Source organism: Seonamhaeicola sp. ABD4_175 (genome assembly GCF_056160885.1).
This window is the reverse complement of record NZ_JBSWYC010000002.1, coordinates 115,401-135,855: the sequence shown is the minus strand read 5'-3', so window position 1 is coordinate 135,855 and position 20,455 is coordinate 115,401. Positions and strand designations below refer to the sequence as shown.

The window sequence follows — 20,455 nt, the reverse complement described above, 5'->3', positions numbered from 1 at the left end:
GACAGCGCTTTTTTTAATATTAGTAAGAGTAAAAAATGCTAAATCTTAATTAAATTGCATGTTCTTAAACTAAACTATATAATGAACAAGCGTATTTTACTCACATTTTTCTTATTTGGTTTTTGTCTTTTTGTTTCAGCACAAGAAACAATAAGTGTCAATAACAGAGAAACAGATTTTAATTTTAATTGGAAATTTCATTTACAAGATGATACAACCCTTCCAACAACAGTTCCATTAGCCGATGCTAATTGGCGTGATATTAGATTACCACATGATTTTGGTGTAGAGCAATCTTTTAGTGAAGCATTTGAAGGTTGTACAGGATATTTACCAGGTGGTGTTGGCTTGTATCAAAAGCACTTCAAACTATCAGGAAGTACAGAAAATAAAAGTGTTTACGTATTATTTGATGGCGTTTACAATAATGCCACATTTTGGTTAAATGGAAAAAAATTAGGCGAAAACCCGTATGGATATTCGCCGGTGTATTTTGATTTAACACCATATTTAAGTAAAAATTCAGAGAATATTTTAACCGTACACGTAGATCACTCAAGATATGCAGATGCACGTTGGTATACAGGCGGTGGTATTTACCGTAACGTAAAACTAATTACGGTTAATAAACTTCACATACCTGTTTGGGGTACATTTATAAAAACACCAATAGCAACTAAAGAAAAAGCTACTATTAATTTAGAAACTACTGTTAATAATCAGTCGTCTAAAAAAAGCAAATTTACTTTAGTTACTAAAATTGTTGATAATAAAGGAAACGAAGTCGCTAAAAAAGAAGATAAACTATCTTTAAAAGGTAATAATAAACAAGTGTTTGTTCAAGATTTTACTGTTTTAAATCCAAAACTTTGGGGCACTAAAAACCCAAACATGTACAAGGCGGTAACAAATATTATTCATAAAAACGAAATAATAGATACATACACAACACCTTTTGGTATTAGAGGTTTACGTTTTGATGCCAAATCTGGCTTTTATTTAAATGAAGAACCCACATTGGTTAAAGGTGTATGCATACATCATGCAGCTGGTTTAGTAGGGGCAGCTGTTCCTAAAGGTGTTTGGAAACGTCGTTTAGAGGCATTACAAGCTTGTGGTGTAAATGCCATTAGAACCGCACACAACCCATATTCTGAAGAATTTTTAGAGTTATGTGATGAAATGGGAATATTGGTTCAAAATGAATTTTTTGATGAATGGGATTACGCAAAAGATAAGCGTAAAAATTATCACGATAGAAACACAGATTACATTACACGTGGTTATGTAGAACATTTTCAAAAATGGGCAAAAAGCGATTTAACTCGTACCATGCTGCGCGATAGAAATCACCCTTCTGTATTTCAATGGAGTATTGGTAATGAAATTGAATGGACATATTTACACTACAGGTATGATACCGGTTTTTGGAAAGATCCTAACAACCCTCAAGCAGCCGGTGGTTACTGGGGTAGTGCGCCAATTTTATCACCCGAAAAAATTAAAGCTAATTATGATGCCGCTAAAAAAGGTGAGCATATTTTAACAGAAACAGCCCATAAGTTAGCTAAATGGACCAGAGCTTTAGATCCAACCAGAGTTGTAACAACCAACATGGTAGTGCCTCAAACAAGTATGGTTAGTGGCTATGCCGATGCTGTTGATATTTCTGGTTTTAGCTATAGAAATTTAGATATTGCTTGGGCTAATAAACACTGGCCAGATAGACATATAACCATAAACGAAAACCCAGGGACTTGGGATGACTGGAAACAGGTACTTGAAAACCCAGGCGTGTTCAGTATTTTTATGTGGACAGGTATTGATTATATGGGTGAGCGCGATGGTGATTGGCCTGAAAAAAGCGGTTGGGGAGATTTATTAGATTTAGCTGGTTTTAAATACCAAGGTTGGAATTATTTTAAAAGCATTTGGGTAGATGAACCTCATATTTCAATAGGTACTTTGCCAGTTGCAAAATCAGGCTTTAAACAAACAGGAATTTCTGGGCAGCAGCTGCCAGAAAATAGTAGCGCTTACAAATGGAGAGACTCTAACATGCATTGGAATTATGATGAAGGTGAACAGGTAGTTGTAGAAGTGTGTTCTAATTACTCTATTGTAGAGCTATTTTTAAATGGTCGTTCACTTGGTAGTAGAAGCATGTCTGAAAGTCCTGATAGATTATTCCGTTGGACTATTCCTTTTGAAGCTGGCACGCTAACAGCAAAAGCAGGTTTTGGTTCACAAAAAGTTACAGCCCAATTAAAAACAACATCAAAACCAGTAGGTTTTACTTTAACTGCAGATAAAACTACGTTAAAGGCTGATGGGTACGATGTGTCTCATTTTGTGGTTCAATTGGTTGATAAAGATGGTTTGCCTGTTAAAACAGAAAATGCAAAATTTGAATTTGAAGTTGAGGGTGATGCAAGAGTTTTAGGTGTAGATAATGGCGCTAGGAGTAATGTTCAAGATTTTAAATCTAATAGTTTAACAAGTGCAAAAGGCAGAGCGTTAATGATTTTGCAGTCTAATTTAAAATCAGGTACTGTAAAGGTAAAAGCTAAATCTGATGGTTTTGAAACACAAGAAGTAATATTACAAATAAAGTAGTAGTTTGTTTTGTTATAACTTTTAATTAAAACCAAAATTGTAACAAAACAAGTTAAAATAATATAAGCTTAAGGTAACTAAAGCACTGTTTTAAGGGGTTATTTTTTCGTAATTTGAAGGATGTATATTTAATAAATTTCCTTAATTATGAAATTCCTTAAAATAGTGCTTTTGTTTGCTATTGTAGTAGGGTGTAAATCTAAAGAAGCGTCTAAAGAAACACCTGCTAAAAAACCAAATATTCTTTTTTTAGCTATTGATGATTTAAGGCCAGAAATTGGTGCTTACGGTTCAGAAATAGCAATAACGCCAAATTTTGATAAGTTTGCATCTCAAGGTTTGTTATTTAATAATGCCTACTGCCAAGAGCCTATTTGTAGTCCTTCGCGCGCTAGTTTAATGACGGGTGCAAGACCTGAAACCATCAACGTTATTGAAAACTTCACCTATTTTAGAGAAGCCAATCCAGATATAGTAACCCTATCTCAACACTTCAAAAATAATGGTTATGAAACCGTTCATACGGGAAAAATATATCATAAAAAAGCATGGGCAGATAAAGAAAAATCATGGAGCAGAGAACCAGCCTATGATAAAATGACTATTAAACCAAACAATACACCAGGTGGTTATGCGTTGCCAGAAAATCAAGAATTCTCAAAAAAAGCTACTGCCGAAGTTATTGCTAAATATGGGCCAAATGCACCAAGAAATGGTTTAGGTAAAGGACCTGCTTATGAAAAGGCCGATGTTGAAGACACCTTTTATGAAGATGGTTACAATGCTGAATTGGCTATTGCTACTATGAAAGATATGCTTCAAAAAAATCCTGATAAACCGTTTTTTTTGGGCGTGGGTATGAAAAAACCGCATTTAAACTGGTTAGCACCAAAAAAATATTGGGATTTATACAACCCTGATGATATTGCATTAGCCACATTAACTGAAGCGCCAGAAAACGGTGCAACCATGGGCTTACACCCGTCTTTTGAGCTGCGTGCTAGATACGGTATTCCTAAAAAAGGACCTATTAAGGATGAGCAAGCTAGAATTTTAAAACATGCATATTTAGCCTGTGTAAGTTATATAGATGCCCAAATTGGTAAAATGATTGATGCGCTTGATGAAGCTGGTATTAGAGATAATACCATTATAATTATTTGGAGTGATCATGGTTTTCATTTAGGCGATATGGGTATTTGGTGTAAGGCTACCAATTATGAAGTTGCTACCCGTGTTCCATTAATGATTTGGACCCCAAATATGCCAAAAGAAACACAAGGTGTAAAATCTAATGCTTTGGTAGAGTTGGTTGATATGTATCCAACATTATGCGAATTAGCTGGTTTAGAAAAACCAGAGCATTTAGAAGGTTTCAGTTTTGCACCTTTAATTGAAAACCCTAATAAAGAATGGAAACAAGCAGCCTTTAGTCAGTTCCCAACACCAGCATTACGTGAGTGGGCTGCAAACCCATTATCACAAGGTATGAGAGAAACCTATTTTGGGCCTTTAATTGAAGATGTTGAAGCTAAAATTAAAGCGCAAATGGGTGATAAATGGGATAGAGATTTATTTGAAAACAATTTAATGGGGTATGCTATGCGTACAGAAAATTACAGATTTATTGTATGGAAAGATTACACAAATAAAGATAGTGAACCATTGTTCTATGAGTTGTATGACCACCAAACAGATCCTGGTGAAACTAAAAACATAGCTCATGAAAATCCAGAGTTAGTAAAACAATTATTAGCACAATTTAATAAGGGTTGGAAAGGCAACCTTCCGAAGTAAAAAAAGAAAAAGAAAAAATGAAAACCAACAAACTAAAACACCACTTAAACTTTGCATTAGCAGTATGCTTTACGCATGTATTATTTGCTCAAAACCCGTTTTCCGATCCTTCAAATAATGAAGGTTGGATTTTAAATACAACTATTAGTGATGAATTTAATACACCACAATTAGACACATCTAAATGGTGGATTTTAGGTGAAAATGGAGACTATAGAAATAAATGGAAAGGTAGAGCACCAGGGCAGTTTGCACCACATAATGTTAAAGTTGAAGGTGGCGAATTGGTTTTAACCAGTCAATGGGAACCTACCTATACCTTTGCCAATGAAAAACAAGATGGTACTTATTACGGAGGTACCGCAACCAGTGCAGATAATAGTAAACCAATTACACAGGCCTGTGTAATGAGTGAAACTTTTTTTAGGTATGGCTATATGGAAATTCGAGCTAAAATAGCCAATGCACCTGTTACTTCTGCTTTCTGGACAACAGGGTACCATTCTGAAATTGATATGGTTGAAAATTATGGTAAAAGACCTATTGAAAACCCAGAAAATACGAATGCGGTTATTGAAAGAAAGCAAAGAACCAATATGATTAATTGGGACCCCGACGCTCCTTCAAATCATCAAAATTGGAAAGTAGAAAACGATATGGGTGTTAGACTAGCCGAAGATTATCATATTTACGGTTTTGAATGGGATAAAGATTATATAAAAACCTATGTTGATGGTAATTTATTAAGGGAAGTAACACGTCAAACTTTAGAAGCTAACAACCAGTGGAGGCATGATTATCCTCAAGAACTTTGGTTAGATTCTGAGGTTTTCTATTGGTACGGTTTGCCTGCTCAGGCAGACTTAGCTACGCCAGCAGAGTTTAAAATAGATTATGTAAGAATTTGGCAAAAAAACATAACACCACCAAATTTTAATGCCTTAGGTTTTGAAGGTCCTTTTTATTTTCAAGGTAGAAGCCAACATTGGTGGAATGGTCCAGCAGCAAAATGGCGCATAAAAAATGAAAAATCTGCCAGTGGCGATTTTAGTTTGCGTTTTCAGCATTCAGGAACATTTTCAGGCAATTACACAACATTTACACCCTACGGCTCATTAAATTTACCTGCAGGTAGTAACCAAGTTAATTTTAAGGTTTGGATAGATCCAAGTACTACAATAAGTTCATTACGAATGATTTTAGAAAACCCATGGACGGTAATTGATGTTGATGTTTCAGGAGTTCAAAAAGGGCAATGGGTAGAAGTTTCAAAAACATTTAGCCGTAGTGCCGCTTCAAATCAAAGTTTAACAAACGGTGATAGAATAAGGTTTATGTTACAATCTGCAAATGTATCGGGCGCTCAAGCCTTGTTTTATGTAGATGATATCACGTTTGCTAATACGTTAAGTACTGCAAAAAATAATACTGAAAACTTTTCAATTTACCCAAACCCTGCGCAAAATAGTTTACATATTAATTCACCATTAAACGGTACCGTAAGTGTGTTTAATATGGCGGGTGTTTTGCTTAAAAGTTTTCAAAAAGAAAAAATAGTAAAGAAAATAGATGGTTTAAATTTACCATCAGGAGTGTATTTGTTTAAAATTCAATCGGGTAACACATCTGCTACATCAAAAGTTGTAATTAATTAAAATATGAATAAATACATAAAATATAACTTATGTTTTTTGTTGTCTGGTCTGTCTTTTTTTGCCTGTAAAGCACAACAAATTCAAGATGTATCATTTTCTGAAGATTCTAAAGTGGTATCTTTTGAAGACCGATCACGAAGAAAGTTTGACAATGCTGTTATAGCCGATTTAGATCAAGATGGTTGGTTAGATATGTTGTTAATAGAACATTCTCGTAGAGTAGAATTGTACTGGAATAACAAAGGCACTTTTGAACAAGGAGAACCATTCATTTTTGGTGATACACACGGCATGACGGTTGGCGATTATAACAATGATGGTTTACTTGAAGTACTTGTGCAACCAGGTGGTGGTGATGGCAAAAATCCAAGAAAATTAAGAGCATACACCATAAATACAGATAGAACAATTTCAAAAGAATTTGAATTTAAGCATTTTGAAGCAAGCCGTGGGCGTGCTGTAAAGTTTTTTGATGCTAATAATAATAGCGATTTAGATTTAATTTTATCGGCATTTCCTGCTAAAAATAAATACGAAAGAGCTCATTTTTTATACAGAAAAGACGAATCTAAATATTTTGCTTTTGAAAAATTATTACCATACGCTGATAGGTTTAATATGAGAACAAGCATAACAGATTTTAATAATGATAATATTAAAGATTTTCTGTTTTATGGCGGAAGCAAAGTAATAGCCGTTCAAGGAAATAAAGATTTTGGTTTTACTGATGTAACTGATACTGTATTAGGAAATGTAGCTAACACCAACTTGGTGAGTAGTATTTCTGAAATAGATTTTGATAATGATGGTGATTTTGATTTGTTCCTCACAAGAGCAAAACATCCGTTTGATTCTGAAGCTGATTATAATGCCGAAGATAAAACCTTTTATTTTTTAGCCAGACGCAAACCCTTTCAGCATGATAGTATAAAAGTTAAAGGTGATTTTAAAATTGAAAACCTTCAAATGGCATATCCGCATTTTGATGTGTTTATTGGAAAAAATAAAACTTTATACAAGCGTAATGCCGATAAACACGGGCACCATGACTTAACACTAACCCAGCAAGAGGCTAAAGGTTGGCCAGATGATACTTCAAAAAAAGGATTATACATAGGCTATTTAGGTAACGGTTATTGGCGTATTGGTGGGTTTACAAACGCACCAACAACAGCGGTTATTCACAATGTAATAGAATCTCCTAAAACTATTAAACTTAGGGAGCTTCCTGCTAAATTGTTAGAAAATAGAAACGGAAAATTTGTTGATGTTACCAAACAATTGGGCATTAACATTAATGAGCAAACAACAAGTGCAGCAGTGGCCGATTTTAATAATGACGGGTGGACAGATATGTTTATAGTACGCAATGAAAAATCAGCATCTGTTATTGAGCAATTCTTGTATTTAAATAACCAAGGAAAAGCATTTCAACTATCAAAAAATCATGGCATTATTAGAAAAGAACGAGGTAGCACAGGTATGGGTGCCGAAGCTTTTGATTATGATAAAGATGGCGATTTAGACATTATTTATGCTAACGAACGTGGTAAGTGGCATTTGTTTACAAATAATTTAAAATCTAATAACAATTATGTGGTGGTTAATGTAGGTAATTCACCTTCAGGTAAAGCATCTGCAATTGGTGCCGTTTTGCAGCTAAAAGTAAATGGTAACATTTATAAACGTGTGGTTGGGGCTACATCATCATCATATTCTCAAGGTTTAGATACCTATTTGCATGTTGGTTTGGGTGATTATAAAACAATAGATGAAGCCATAGTTACTTGGAGTAATGGCGAAACTTTAAAACTAAATATAAATAGCGTTAATAAAACATACCAAACAAAATAAGCTTTGTTAAAATGAGAAAAATTCATTTCATATATTTTTTATGTTGTATCACCTTAGTGTGTACAGCTCAAGATAACCACTTAAACACCGCAAAATTATTTGCCGAATTGCCAAACATATGCCCAACACCAGATGCTTTTGATGTGGCGCCTGATGGTAGTTTAACACTATCTTGCCCTAATTTTGCAGACCAATCTAAACCAGGTGTTTTAATGCGCATTACCAAAAATGGAACTGTAACAAAATTAATAGATGTACCTGCATTGAAATCTTCTGGAATTTCTAATCCAATGGGTATAGCTTATGATGATGAAGGAGCACTTTATGTGTGCGATAATCAAACCAATAAAGGAAGAATTTTAAGAATAACCTTTGCTGAAAATAAGTTGATTTCTACTAAAGTTGTTGCTTTTGGTTTCAATTCTATAAATGGTATAAGGTACAATAACGGATATGTTTACATTACACAAACCAGTTTGCCTAAGCTTAAAACCGATAAAGTAGTTAGTGGGGTGTATCGTTTTAAAACGTCTGATAGAAATGTTAAAGTTAATAACGATACTTCTGACGATAGTTTAATTTACACTTCAACCACACAAAATAAAAAACGTCAAGTAGGTTTAGATGGGTTGGTTTTTAATGAAAAAGGTGAATTATTTGTTGGAAATCTAGGAGATGCCACTATTTATAAACTAACTTTAAATGCTGAAGGAAAAGTAGAAAATGAAGAGGTTTACGCAAAACTTCCTGTAAATTCAGCACCCGATGGAATTAATATTGACAGCAAAGGAAACCTTTATGTAGCTGGGTTTGCACAAAATCAAATTTTTAAAGTTGATACTAATAAAAAGGTGCAATTATTAGCGCAATATCCAGATAATAATGGAGCCCAAGGTGCATTAGATCAACCAGCCGATGTTATTGTTTTTAATGGTAAACTCATTATTTCAAATTTCGATTTAATGGTTGCTAAAGGCATGATAAATTCTAAACATGATAAACCATACACCATTTCATATTTAGACTTAAATGAATAAAAAACTAATTATAATTTCAAAATACTTATACTACATAAAATCACTAATCATGGATGTTTTAAAATCTAATTTCTTAAACCTAATAATTGGCTTGTTTATAGCGGCTAATATATTGTCTTGTGAGTCTGAAAAAACACTACAACAAGATGCAATGTCTAAAATTGAAACCCTAGAAGGACTTATGGACAAAGCCAGAAGTAAATCTATTGATGTTACCCGAGAGGAAACTACACTATGGTTTGCAAATGAATTTTTAAAGTTTGCTAATTGGGATGAAAATAACCAAGAAGCCGTTGCTAAATTGTTTGGTTATGAGCGTTACTATGCTCCAAAAAAAGATTCTTTAGCTAAAGCTTTGCCAGATTTTGAGCGTAAAAAAGTTATTCAAATTTTAGATAAAAGTATTGCAGATTTAAATAAAGAGTTAAGTGGAGAAACCAAACGTCGCCCAGTAAATAAAGTAGATTGGCAAAACGCAAAAGCTGCAGATAATATGTTTGTAAGTAACGGAAAACCATCATTTCCTTATGATTATTTTTCTAAAACAGTTGGCCAGCCTTTAACAAATGAAGCTATTTATAATGATCATTTGGGAGCATTATATCATGGTGGAGAAAATTTATATCCTGTAGATCATGATCGTGCTATAAATTCATTTTTATTAAAAGAAGATGGAACTTTTAATGAAGAATTAATGAAAGAACTAACAGGCATTCCAGATACCAATATTGGATTTTTATACTACTGGTCTATGGGAATTCCAGAATGGGTAGAAAAGAAAGAGCCTGAAATTAGAAAAGGCCGTTCGTTATTCACTGGCTTTGATATTGATAACCCTGTAGCACGAGATTTATGGGGTAAAATAATTAGAAAAACAGGAGAGCTTACCAAAGGAAAAAAAGTAACAGAGTTAGGTTATGTGTTTGCTAATGAGCCTCATTGGTTTTCAGAAAAAGATCATTGGACTTACAGATACAAGGAAATGAATGGTATTTCAAAATATACCTTAAATAATTTTAGAACTTGGTTAAAAAATAAATACAACAACAATTTAGCAAAACTAAATACAAATTGGGAATCTAAATTTAAAAGTTTTGATGCTATTACTATTGAAATTCCTATTGATACAGCTTTAAGAGGAAAACCAATTTGGTTTGATTGGTGCCGTTACAACATGCAACGTAGTACAGATTGGTTTACATTTATGCAAAATGAATTACATACCGTAAATCCTGAGGCAGATACACATATAAAATTATTCCCAAGAACGTTTTATGAAGATTCTCGTTCGCATGGAATGGATTTTGAAGCCCTTACAGAATTAACAACCATGATAGGGCATGATGCTAAAGCTTTAGGTAGTGCAAGTATTAGGCCTCATATAAATTCTGATTGGACTAAAGATTATGCTTACAAGTGGGACGGAATGGCCATTTTACACGATTTCTTAGAGTCTGTAGCACCTAACAAAATCAATGTAAATTCAGAATCACATTTCCTGTCATCAGGCATGTGGAGAGATCTAGATTCAAGAACTAGTTACGTACGCAATGTTTATTGGCTAGCAACTTTAATGGGTATGGATGCTAACACTGGTTGGTTTTGGGCACGTGACCCAGACGGTTCTCCTGAAGATAGGTTGGAAGGCGAATTAAACTTTTTTGATCCTGGTTTAGGTGGCGCATATGCTGGTTCAAATAACATGCAACCTCACATTACCAATGAGGTTACACAGGTTATGTATGATTTAAATTCATTCTCTGAAGAAATTATTGAATTACGTAAGCAACCACGACCATTACGTTTATTTTATTCTGAAACATCAGCAATAAACACCAATAAATACATGACGGAAACTACAAAATTATATAAGTCGTTATTTTTTGAAGGCTTGTCACTTGGTTTTGTAACTAAAAACATTATTGAAAAACAAGACAATAACACCTGGAATACCGTAGTTGTTTACAATACAAAGTATGTAACTAATAATGAGTTTGCTGCTTTACAAACGTATTTAAGTAATGGTGGTACTGTTATTTTAGATTCAGAAGAAAGCCTTTCAATGGATGAATATGGTAAAAAACGAAACCAAAAATTACAAGCTGGTAATGGTAAATTAATTGTTTTAGAAAATGCCAGCATTTCAGAAATAAAATCAAAAGCTTTAGCTGAGGTTGCTAGCGCTATGCCCAATGTTGTTGTAACTTCAGATAATGGACAAGAATTTAAAACAACAGTATCGCGTGTTGTTAAACAAAATGATGGCTCGTATTTGGTTAATTTACTAAACGTGGGTAACAATACAGCAAAAATCACATTATCATTAAAATCAGGAACCATAAGTTCTATCAAAAATTTAATGACAGGAAATACTGTTGAGGCTACATTTAACCTAGCATCAGAGGAAGTATTGTTACTAGAAGTAAAATAATTTTAAAAATAATATCTGTTGAAAAAAAAATGTGTAAGCATATTGGTTTTGTTTTTAATTGTTTCAAGTTGTAAAACAAAACAAGTGGTTTTAAATGATAGTTTTAAGCCATTATCTGAGCCTAATTCGAATAATTGGCAAATGGTTTCTAATTTGTCTGATGAGTTTAATGATGCTGAAGTTAACTGGAACAAATGGTTTAAAACATCAAATTTACCAAATACTACAGGTTGGAAATGGAATAACTCACAAAATGTGACACTTGAAAATGGTGTTGCAGAATTAACCATGCGCCATAATGAAAATAATGCTTCAGATAATGGAACTTATTTTAAATCTGGTATTTTAAAATCAAAAGAAACCTTTACAACAGGTTATGTAGAAGCAAGAATTAAAGGAGCGGTTATTAATGTGCCTGGGCCAAAAAATGGCTATGGTGTTTGTCCGTCTTTTTGGTTGTATAGTAATTTTGATAAAGAAGCTCAAGAGGGAAAAACTATTTATTGCGAGATTGATGTAGTTGAATTACAGCAATTCGATTGGCATAATGGCCACCAAGATGATATTAAAGATTCAGACCATAACTTACATTTAGTAAAAAAAGTTAACGGTAAAGGTGTTTGGTTTCGTCCCAAAAAATACCCTGAAACGCAATTAAATAAATACCGTTTACCTGATGACCCAAGTAGAAATTATCATGTTTATGGCTGTGAAGTAAATGAAAAAGAGATTATTTGGTATGTAGATGGTGTTAAAATAGCAAGCAAACCCAATACAGATTGGTACAGACCAATGAATGTTACAGCCTCTTTAGGTTTAAGACGTCCTTTTGTTAAGTTTTCAAACAATGCAAATAGAGCTGTAAATCCGCTAAAAGACGAAGAAGCTAAAAAACAATTAGAAGGAATACCAACTACCATGTATGTAGATTATATTAGAGTTTGGACTAAGAAATAAGCACACAAATGAAAAACCTTATCCTAATCTTATCCGTAGCTATAATGTTTAGCTGTCAAGAAAGAAAGAGTGAGGTTAAAAAGCAACCAAACATTCTTTTTATTGGTATTGATGATTTACGGCCAGAATTAGGATGTTACGGCTCAGACATTGCAATAAGTCCAAACCTAGATAAGTTTTCTTCCCAAGGGCTTCAATTTAATAAAGCCTATTGTCAACAAGCTATTTGTGGCCCCAGTAGAGCAAGTCTTTTAACGGGTATTAGACCAGAAACTAATGGCGTATTTCATAATTATATAAAATTTAGAGACACTAGTCCTAACGTAATTACACTGCCTCAGCATTTTAAAAATAATGGTTATGAAACAGTTTACTGCGGAAAAATTTTTCATCATGGCGACTTAGATGATGAAAAATCTTGGAGCAGATTGCCTTCAGTAGATAGCATGAAAGCCAAGGGTATAAAAGATCCTGTTGGTTTTGCTCTAGAAGAAAATTTAAAGGAACGTAGTGCAACTCGTAAAGCCATGTTTAAAACATATGGAAAAGTAGCCCGATATGGTTTGGCTATGGGGAAAGCATATGAAAGTGCAGACGTTCCTGATAATACATATTCAGATGGGTATAATACCGAAATGGCTATTGCAACAATGCAAGATATGCTCGCTAAAAATCCTGATAAACCTTTCTTTTTGGGACTCGGGTTTAATAAACCACATTTAAACTGGGTTGCTCCCAAGAAGTATTGGGATTTATATAATCGTGATGATATAAAATTGACTTCACAAACAGTTGCACCTAAAAATGGAGCTCAAGTTGGATTGCATCCATCTTTTGAATTACGAGTTAGAAGTGGAATTCCGAAAATAGGAAAGATAGAAGATGAATTGGCTGTAACGCTTAAACATGCGTACCTAGCTTGTGTAAGTTATGTAGATACACAAATAGGAAAGATGATAGCCGCTTTAGAAGCCGCTGGTGTTAGAGATAACACAATTATTATTATTTGGAGTGACCATGGTTGGCATTTGGGAGATATGGGTATTTGGGGAAAGGCAACTAACTACGAAATTGCCACAAGAGTTCCCATGTTAATTTGGACGCCAGATATGCTCAAAGAAGCACAAGGTAAAAAGACAGAAGCTTTAGTAGAATTAATAGATATGTACCCTACACTTTGTGATTTAGCAGGAATAGAAACACCAAAGCATGTTGAGGGAACAAGTTTTAAACCACTTATTAAAAACCCTACTATATCATGGAAAGGTGCTGCGTTTAGTCAGTTTCCATCTCCAGCCTTAAGAGAATGGGGAGCATTTCCTATTCGCCCTGCAATGCGAGAAACATATTTTGGGCCACTTCTTACTGAAGTAGAGCAAAAAATTAAGAATCAACAAAGAGATGCTTGGGATAGAGATCTGTTTGAAAACCATTTAATGGGATACGCCATGAGAACGCAACAATATAGATTGATTTTATGGAAGGACAGAACTAACAAATCTAAAAAGCCTGTTTTTGTTGAATTATATGACCATATGGTAGACCCCAACGAAACAAAGAATATTGCTGAAGAAAACCCAGAGTTGGTAGAAACATTGACCCAACAATTTAATAGAGGTTGGAAAGGAAATAGACCCATCTAAAAATTGACGTTAAGCAACTTTAATTGAACGCATAAACACATAAACATTATATAATTGAGCTTATTTTGAAATAAGCGTATTGTAAAAGATATGAAGCGAAGAGATTTTTTTAAAAAAGGAACAACAGCAGCTGTAGCTGCAGGAGTAGTACCAATTATTGCATCATCTTGCGCTACTTCAAAAGATATTATTGATGATAGAAACAAAGATAAATGGTATCATTTAGGGGCTGGTAAAAAAGCCATTCCGGAAAGAAAGGTAACAAAGGATTTTGAGGTTGCCGTTATTGGTGGTGGCGCTGCAGGTATTTGTGCTGCAGTAGCTTCGGCAAGAAATGGTTCTAAAACGGTATTGGTTCAAGATAGACCAGTGTTAGGGGGAAATGCCTCAAGTGAAATGCGCGTACACCTTAATGGGGTTAATAGCATTAAGGGAAAAGCTGAACGTGAAACAGGTATAATAGAAGAATTGCTTTTACATAATAGGTTTGAAAATGAACAAGAATCCTATCCTGTTTTTGATCATGTAATGTATGATTTTGTGGTTAGAGAACCCAATTTAACATTAATGATGAATACACAGGCGGTAGAAGCAATAATGGATGGTGATAAAATTAAATCAGCAAAATGTTGGCAAGCAACTACCGAAATTATGTTTACAATAAATGCACCTATTTTTATTGATTGCTCTGGCGATGGTTTGTTAGCAGCTTCGGCAGGAGCTGAATATAGAACGGGTAGAGAAGGAAAAGCAGAATTCAACGAGACCTACGCACCAGATGAACCAGACGGTTGGCAAATGGGAGCAACGCTTTTAATGTCTTCAAAAGATATGGGCAGACCTATGAAGTATAATCCGCCTTCATATGCCATAAAATATACCCATGAAGGTGCGCATCCGCGTAGACATTTTAAATGGTTTAAAGATGGTATTTGGTGGATTGAAGTTGGCAGTAAAGGTGATATTATTGCAGATGCTGAGGTTAATAGACATAAATTAATGGGCTATTTACACGGTGTTTGGGATTATATAAAAAACTCAGGTAATTTTCCTGAAGCAGAAAATTTAGCTCTAGATTGGGTAGGTTCTTTACCTTCTAGAAGGGAGTCGCGCCGATTTATTGGAGATTATATTGTTTCTGAAAAAGATATGACAGAGCATAAACATTTTAATGATGCCGTTGCCTATGGAGGTTGGTCTTTAGATGAACATAACCCAGGAGGAATTGAAAATATTTCAGAACCGCCAAGTTACTTTCATTATCATTTTAAAAAAATATATGAATTTCCATTTAGAAGTTTATATTCCAAAAACATATCAAATTTAATGTTTGCGGGTAGAAATGTGAGTCAAACACACATTGCATTATCTTCTTCAAGAATCATGGCAACTTGTGCTTTAATGGGGCAGGCTGTTGGTACTGCTGCAACTATATGTAACAAGAAAGGTGTTTTGCCAAGAGACGTTGCTAAAAAATATATTAATGAGCTGCAAGAACAGTTAATGAGAGATGATGCGTTTATACCTAATAGGCCTGCAAATGATGCAAATGATTGGGCAAAAAAAGCCAGTTTAATTTTTGCTTCAAGTACATCTTCTGGTAATGCTGAAAACTTATTAAATGGTGTTTCAAGAGATATTGATGGTGCAATTAATCATTGGCAATCTGATGGTTTAAATGCAGAACTTCAGTTAGAATGGGAAAACCCAGTAGAAATTTCGGCAGTAGAACTTAAATGTGATACTAATGTAAAACGAAACATCATGATGCGCAAGGATAGTAAAAATGATGAACTATACGGAAACCATGTACCTGTTGAAATGCTAAAATCTCTTAGTTTACAGGGGAGAGTTAATGGTAAGTGGCAAGATTTAGGAATTATTGATGATAATAAAACAAGGCTTATAAAATTCAAGTTTAAACCATCTAAAGTTACAGCAGTCAAATTAAAACTAAAAGATACTTACGGTGCTAAAAATGTTAAACTTTTTGAGGTTAGATGTTATGCATAATGATTCATAAATTAAAAATCATATCGTTACTTGTAATTCCTTTTTGGATGTGTTTTTTCAATAACACAAATGTTATTTCAAATAATAATATTGAAATAGAACATAAAGTTATTGTAAAACACCCAGGGGAATACGTGCCTACCGAAGTGGTTTTAATAGAAATTAAAAATAAAGATAGTGTAACTATTGGTTATACTATGAATGTGGTTTCTGTAATCTGTTTAGAAAAGGTATGCAAAGTAATTCCTGTAAAATTACATTGGAATAATATTGGTGTTTATCAAAAATACACTTTAAAAGAGGGAGAAACTTTAGAAAAATACAAAGCCGATGTTTTTGAGCCTGAAGATTACAAGAAGTTACATAGTGTTTTGGCAAATGAAAATTCGCTGTTTAAAGAGGTGTTAATTACAGAAGTCTTATCTGTTGGTGAAGATGGTGGTGTTGATGCCGTTTCTGGTGCTACCGCTTTACAGTTAGATGAAAAAGATACCGTTCCTGGCGCTGCATTAACATGTTATACGCTATGGCATTGGGCCAATGGTGGTATTATTGAAATTATAAAAAACAAAACAGGAGCAAGCGCTTCAAACAAACAGTTATTAGAGTTTGTAAAAAGTGAGAATAAAATTTATTACCAAGTTGCTTTAAATGAATTAGCTAAACGGAATAATTATACATCAGAATTTGTTAATGTAATAATCCAAAAAGCGTCTAAGAATAAGAATTTAATTAAACCCTCAATTCAATATTTAGAAAAAGCGCCGCAAAGTGTTTATGAGTTATCTTTAAAGTTAATATTTAAAAACACAGATGCACTTCAAAGAATAGCCATATTAAGATCACTTCAATATAATAAAAACGTTATTTCAGCAGGTTTTTTAGATAGTTTTGCTGAAGAGATTCATCATTTAAAATCATTTCAGGAAGTTTCTGTTTTTCTTGGTTTAATGGAAGTGAAAAACATGAATTCAGAAGTTGTTAATAAGGCCTTATTACCTTTTTTACAAGCAGATTTTCTTATAGCAAGACGCGTATATTGGTATTTAAGAGAGCAAAGTAATCTTGATGATAATTCCTTAAAAAAGCTTAAAAATTTCCTAAAGAAATACGGCAACAGACTTTAGCCATGTAAATAATCTTTATATTTAGGTACTAAACTTAGAATTAATGACCCACGAGTTACAGCAAATCATAGAAGCTGCTCTTCAAAATCAGGATAAAGGAAAACAAAGTGTTTTGGCAACGGTGGTTGATTTAGATGGTTCTTCTTACCGCAAACCAGGAGTTAGAATGCTAATTGCTGAAGACGGTGTAATGGAGGGCGCAGTAAGTGGTGGTTGTGTTGAAAAGGAGGTGTTAAGAAGAGCACAATCTGTATTCTCAACTAGAGTATCTAAAGTTATGGTTTATGATGGACGTTACAGGTTGGGTTGCGAAGGTTCACTATATATTTTAATTGAAACCTTTTTTGTTTCAGAAGAACTCAAAACCGCATTTTTTCAAAATATAGAAAACAGGAAAACATTCAATATTGAATCTTATTTTAAAAAAGAAGATGATGCTATTGGCTATTTTGGATCAAAAATAAAATTTGAAAATAATAAAGAATTTACATTTTCTGAAGGTTTTAAAGTAGCTAAAATACAAGCAGGATTAAAGGTTTTTTCTCAAACATTACCACCTTGCTTTAGACTCTTAATTATTGGCGGAGAGCATGATGCTGTTAAACTATGTAAAATGGCGTCATTATTAGGTTGGGAGGTTGATGTGGTAACTTCTATGAGTGATCCAAAAGAGCTAAAGGATTTTCCTGGAGCAAAAAAGGTAGTAGCAAATACACCCGAGGCTTTTGTTGTTGATAAAATAGATGCTGAATGTTCGGTTGTTTTAATGACGCATAATTATGCCCAAGATTTACGATACCTTTTAAAGTTGAAAGACTGTAAACTCACTTACATTGGCATTTTAGGTTCGGTGAAACGAAGGCAGCAGCTTCAAAATGAGTTATTTGAATATATTGAAGATTTAAATGAAAGCTTTTTAGAAAGTATTCATAGTCCTGCCGGTTTAAATATAGGTGCTATCACGCCCGAAGAAATTGCGTTATCCATTCTTTCTGAAATTTTAGCAGTTAATAGAAATAGAGAACCTTTTTCTTTAAAAACACTTAATGGTAAATTGCACTGCTAAAGTGAATATTTCTGTAATTATACTTGCCGCCGGAGCCGCTTCTCGCATGGGAAAAACGAAGCAATTACTCTCTTTTAAAAAATCAACCTTTATAGAACATGCAGTTTCGCAGGCATTAGCGTCTAAAGCTCATAAAGTGTATTGTGTTTTAGGAGCTAATTCAATTGAAATAAAGAATACAGTTAAAAGCCAGCAAGTTGAGTTTATTTATAATTCAGACTGGAAGAAAGGTTTAAGTACAAGTATTGTTTCAGGAATTAATTTTATAGAAACATTAAAAATACAACCAGACGGCATTTTAATTATGCTTTGCGACCAACCTTTTGTAGATACTATTTATATTAATAATCTCATTAATATTTACACTGAAAACACTAAAAGTATTATAGCTTCAAATTATGGAGATAAAAATGGTGTTCCGGCTATTTTTCCAAAGGAAAGTTTTGAAACTCTTTTAAAATTAAAGGGAGATAAAGGCGCTAAAGAATTGTTAAACAGTAATGTTTTTAATGTGGTTTCTGTAACTCCAAATAGAGGTAATGTTTTAAAAGATATCGATACACCACAAGATTATAATTCTATGTTTAAAAATTAATCTAAAGCATTTTTTGTAACAAACCATTTCCAGCCAATAATAGCCATTTGTAGTTTGTTTGCTTTTGCAAGGTCTAATCTTTTTTTAGAATAACTTGGTAAAATAGTTTTATTAACTTTTGCTAAAACTTTAAAAACTTGCTTTTTCATTTTAATGCCTTTTGTGAGGTTAAAAATAGTAAAACTTATTCTAGAACTAAGCTTTACATTTTTAATTGATTTAGATTGAAGTGATAATTGTGGTTACTAAATCAACTACAAATTTGGCAAGTGTCATCATTTTTTAAAGGTTTTAGGGTTAGTAAAAAGTTTATTTATATCAATGTTTTTTTAAGATATATAATTGGGAATATGTCTTCCAAACATTTTATCTAAAATCGATGAAATTGCATATAGAGTTGTAAGTAAAAAAGAGAAATTGGTTTTGTGATTTAAGTGAAGCGCTTTATAATTGTTGTTAAATGAAAGTTTTAAATGTATTTTTTGTTATGAATTATAACTTTTAAGGGGCTTTTTTTGAGTGTTTTTATAAAATCAAGGGGCTTTTTATTTTGTTAATACGTTTTTTTTGAAATTTTGTTTTTTTAAGAGTTAATACAGTTAAAAAATTTTTCACTTTTCACTTTTCACTTTTTACTTTGGTTTATATTCGCAGAAAATAGATGTTTATGAGTATTCTTTATGTAATATTAGGTTTTATTCTTTTAGTTGTTGGTGGTGAGTTTTTGGTTAGATCATCAGTAGCATTGTCTTTTAAATTTAGCATATCTAAAATGGTAATAGGTATGACGGTTGTTTCATTTGCAACATCAGCGCCAGAATTACTTGTAAGTTTAAATGCAGCATTATCTGGTTCTCCAGCAATAGCTATAAATAATGTAGTAGGATCAAATATAGCTAACATAGGTTTAGTATTAGGTGTAACGGCTTTGGTTGGTGCTATTGCTGTTGATGCCTCTTTTTACAAGCTCAATTGGCCTGTAATGATGGTGTTTTCAATGCTTTTGTATGTTTTTTTAAAAAACGATAGTGTTTTGTCTGCTATAGAAGGTGGTGCGCTATTTTTAGGATTGATTTTATTTCTATTTATTTTAATACGAAGTGCAAAAAAAGACACAATTACAGAAGAGGTTGATGATGCCCTAGCTATTGTATCAAATTTTAAAATAGTAATTTGGTTATTAATAGGCGCTGCAGCGCTGTATTTTGGTAGTGAGTGGTTAGTAAAAGGCGCAGAGGAAATTGCTGTTTCAGTAGGAGTAAGTCAAGGTGTAATAGGTTTATCTTTAATTGCTATTGGTACAAGTGTGCCAGAATTAGCGGCCTCTGTAATTGCAGCAGCTAAACAAGAAAAAGCTATTTCTTTGGGTAATTTAATAGGCTCAAATATATTTAATATTGGTTCTGTTTTAGGTTTAACTTCAATTATAAAACCCATACCTGTAACTGAACCTACTATTTTAACTAATGATATTTTTTGGATGTTAGGTTTTGCAGCGGTATTAATTCCTTTAGTATTTTTGCCAAAGCGTATGCAAATTAGCAGATTTAAAGGTATGTTTTTAGTAGCTGGTTATGGTGTGCTAATGTTTTTATTATTTACAAGAAACTAGTTGGATTTTATAATATAAATTAGAATAGATAAATTAAAAAAGCACTTTCAAT

14 protein-coding genes are annotated in these 20,455 nt (G+C 33.2%); 13 read left to right on the top strand and 1 reads right to left on the bottom strand.

Annotation, left to right across the window (positions count from 1 at the left end):
- Window positions 1-81 precede the first annotated feature (81 nt).
- From ACXAG4_RS06925 to ACXAG4_RS06870, 12 genes are all read left to right on the top strand, one after another.
- Window positions 82-2,616: a glycoside hydrolase family 2 TIM barrel-domain containing protein gene (locus tag ACXAG4_RS06925; protein ID WP_475295357.1), complete on the top strand. Its 2,535-nt coding sequence runs from the start codon at window positions 82-84 to the stop codon at window positions 2,614-2,616.
- A 147-nt stretch (window positions 2,617-2,763) separates the two neighbouring features.
- A complete protein-coding gene (locus ACXAG4_RS06920) occupies window positions 2,764-4,413 on the top strand; it encodes a sulfatase (protein ID WP_475295356.1) in 1,650 nt (549 codons plus the stop codon).
- A 17-nt stretch (window positions 4,414-4,430) separates the two neighbouring features.
- Window positions 4,431-6,068, top strand: a complete 1,638-nt coding sequence (locus ACXAG4_RS06915) for a T9SS type A sorting domain-containing protein (protein WP_475295355.1) — start codon at window positions 4,431-4,433, stop codon at window positions 6,066-6,068.
- Between the two features lie 3 nt (window positions 6,069-6,071).
- Window positions 6,072-7,922, top strand: a complete 1,851-nt coding sequence (locus ACXAG4_RS06910; RefSeq protein ID WP_475295354.1) for a CRTAC1 family protein — start codon at window positions 6,072-6,074, stop codon at window positions 7,920-7,922.
- A gap of 11 nt (window positions 7,923-7,933) precedes the next feature.
- Window positions 7,934-8,959 (top strand): SMP-30/gluconolactonase/LRE family protein, encoded by a 1,026-nt coding sequence (locus ACXAG4_RS06905; RefSeq protein WP_475295353.1) that lies wholly within the window; start codon window positions 7,934-7,936, stop codon window positions 8,957-8,959.
- Window positions 8,952-11,390, top strand: a complete 2,439-nt coding sequence (locus ACXAG4_RS06900) for a beta-galactosidase (protein WP_475295352.1) — start codon at window positions 8,952-8,954, stop codon at window positions 11,388-11,390. Before ACXAG4_RS06905 ends, ACXAG4_RS06900 begins: the two co-directional genes overlap by 8 nt.
- Window positions 11,391-11,408: 18 nt before the next feature.
- Window positions 11,409-12,347: a family 16 glycosylhydrolase gene (locus ACXAG4_RS06895; RefSeq protein ID WP_475295351.1), complete on the top strand. Its 939-nt coding sequence runs from the start codon at window positions 11,409-11,411 to the stop codon at window positions 12,345-12,347.
- A gap of 8 nt (window positions 12,348-12,355) precedes the next feature.
- Window positions 12,356-13,990 (top strand): sulfatase, encoded by a 1,635-nt coding sequence (locus ACXAG4_RS06890; RefSeq protein WP_475295350.1) that lies wholly within the window; start codon window positions 12,356-12,358, stop codon window positions 13,988-13,990.
- Window positions 13,991-14,080: 90 nt separating this feature from the next.
- Window positions 14,081-16,003, top strand: coding sequence for an FAD-dependent oxidoreductase (locus tag ACXAG4_RS06885; protein WP_475295349.1), 1,923 nt, complete (start codon window positions 14,081-14,083; stop codon window positions 16,001-16,003).
- A complete protein-coding gene (locus tag ACXAG4_RS06880) occupies window positions 16,003-17,130 on the top strand; it encodes a hypothetical protein (protein ID WP_475295348.1) in 1,128 nt (375 codons plus the stop codon). Before ACXAG4_RS06885 ends, ACXAG4_RS06880 begins: the two co-directional genes overlap by 1 nt.
- 43 nt (window positions 17,131-17,173) lie before the next feature.
- Window positions 17,174-18,196 (top strand): XdhC family protein, encoded by a 1,023-nt coding sequence (locus ACXAG4_RS06875; protein ID WP_475295347.1) that lies wholly within the window; start codon window positions 17,174-17,176, stop codon window positions 18,194-18,196.
- Entirely contained in the window at window positions 18,177-18,791 is a 615-nt protein-coding gene (locus tag ACXAG4_RS06870; protein WP_475295346.1) for a nucleotidyltransferase family protein, read from the top strand. The genes ACXAG4_RS06875 and ACXAG4_RS06870 overlap by 20 nt, the downstream gene beginning before the upstream one ends.
- Here ACXAG4_RS06870 and ACXAG4_RS06865 read toward each other — a convergent pair.
- Window positions 18,788-18,940: an SsrA-binding protein gene (locus ACXAG4_RS06865; protein WP_475295345.1), complete on the bottom strand. Its 153-nt coding sequence runs from the start codon at window positions 18,938-18,940 to the stop codon at window positions 18,788-18,790. The genes ACXAG4_RS06870 and ACXAG4_RS06865 overlap by 4 nt on opposite strands.
- A gap of 518 nt (window positions 18,941-19,458) precedes the next feature.
- Here ACXAG4_RS06865 and ACXAG4_RS06860 point away from each other — a divergent pair.
- The gene (locus ACXAG4_RS06860; protein ID WP_475295344.1) at window positions 19,459-20,403 is read left to right on the top strand and encodes a calcium/sodium antiporter; all 945 of its coding nucleotides are present in this window, start codon (window positions 19,459-19,461) and stop codon (window positions 20,401-20,403) included.
- The last annotated feature ends 52 nt before the right edge of the window (window positions 20,404-20,455 follow it).

What these genes read in the sequence shown, in the direction of transcription:
- ACXAG4_RS06925 (WP_475295357.1), top strand. Translation starts at nt 82, where the DNA reads ATGAACAAGCGTATTTTACTCACATTTTTCTTATTTGGTTTTTGTCTT.
- ACXAG4_RS06920 (WP_475295356.1), top strand. Translation starts at nt 2,764, where the DNA reads ATGAAATTCCTTAAAATAGTGCTTTTGTTTGCTATTGTAGTAGGGTGT.
- ACXAG4_RS06915 (WP_475295355.1), top strand. Translation starts at nt 4,431, where the DNA reads ATGAAAACCAACAAACTAAAACACCACTTAAACTTTGCATTAGCAGTA.
- ACXAG4_RS06910 (WP_475295354.1), top strand. Translation starts at nt 6,072, where the DNA reads ATGAATAAATACATAAAATATAACTTATGTTTTTTGTTGTCTGGTCTG.
- ACXAG4_RS06905 (WP_475295353.1), top strand. Translation starts at nt 7,934, where the DNA reads ATGAGAAAAATTCATTTCATATATTTTTTATGTTGTATCACCTTAGTG.
- ACXAG4_RS06900 (WP_475295352.1), top strand. Translation starts at nt 8,952, where the DNA reads ATGAATAAAAAACTAATTATAATTTCAAAATACTTATACTACATAAAA.
- ACXAG4_RS06890 (WP_475295350.1), top strand. Translation starts at nt 12,356, where the DNA reads ATGAAAAACCTTATCCTAATCTTATCCGTAGCTATAATGTTTAGCTGT.
- ACXAG4_RS06885 (WP_475295349.1), top strand. Translation starts at nt 14,081, where the DNA reads ATGAAGCGAAGAGATTTTTTTAAAAAAGGAACAACAGCAGCTGTAGCT.
- ACXAG4_RS06880 (WP_475295348.1), top strand. Translation starts at nt 16,003, where the DNA reads ATGATTCATAAATTAAAAATCATATCGTTACTTGTAATTCCTTTTTGG.
- ACXAG4_RS06875 (WP_475295347.1), top strand. Translation starts at nt 17,174, where the DNA reads ATGACCCACGAGTTACAGCAAATCATAGAAGCTGCTCTTCAAAATCAG.
- ACXAG4_RS06870 (WP_475295346.1), top strand. Translation starts at nt 18,177, where the DNA reads ATGGTAAATTGCACTGCTAAAGTGAATATTTCTGTAATTATACTTGCC.
- ACXAG4_RS06865 (WP_475295345.1), bottom strand. Translation starts at nt 18,940, where the DNA reads ATGAAAAAGCAAGTTTTTAAAGTTTTAGCAAAAGTTAATAAAACTATT.
- ACXAG4_RS06860 (WP_475295344.1), top strand. Translation starts at nt 19,459, where the DNA reads ATGAGTATTCTTTATGTAATATTAGGTTTTATTCTTTTAGTTGTTGGT.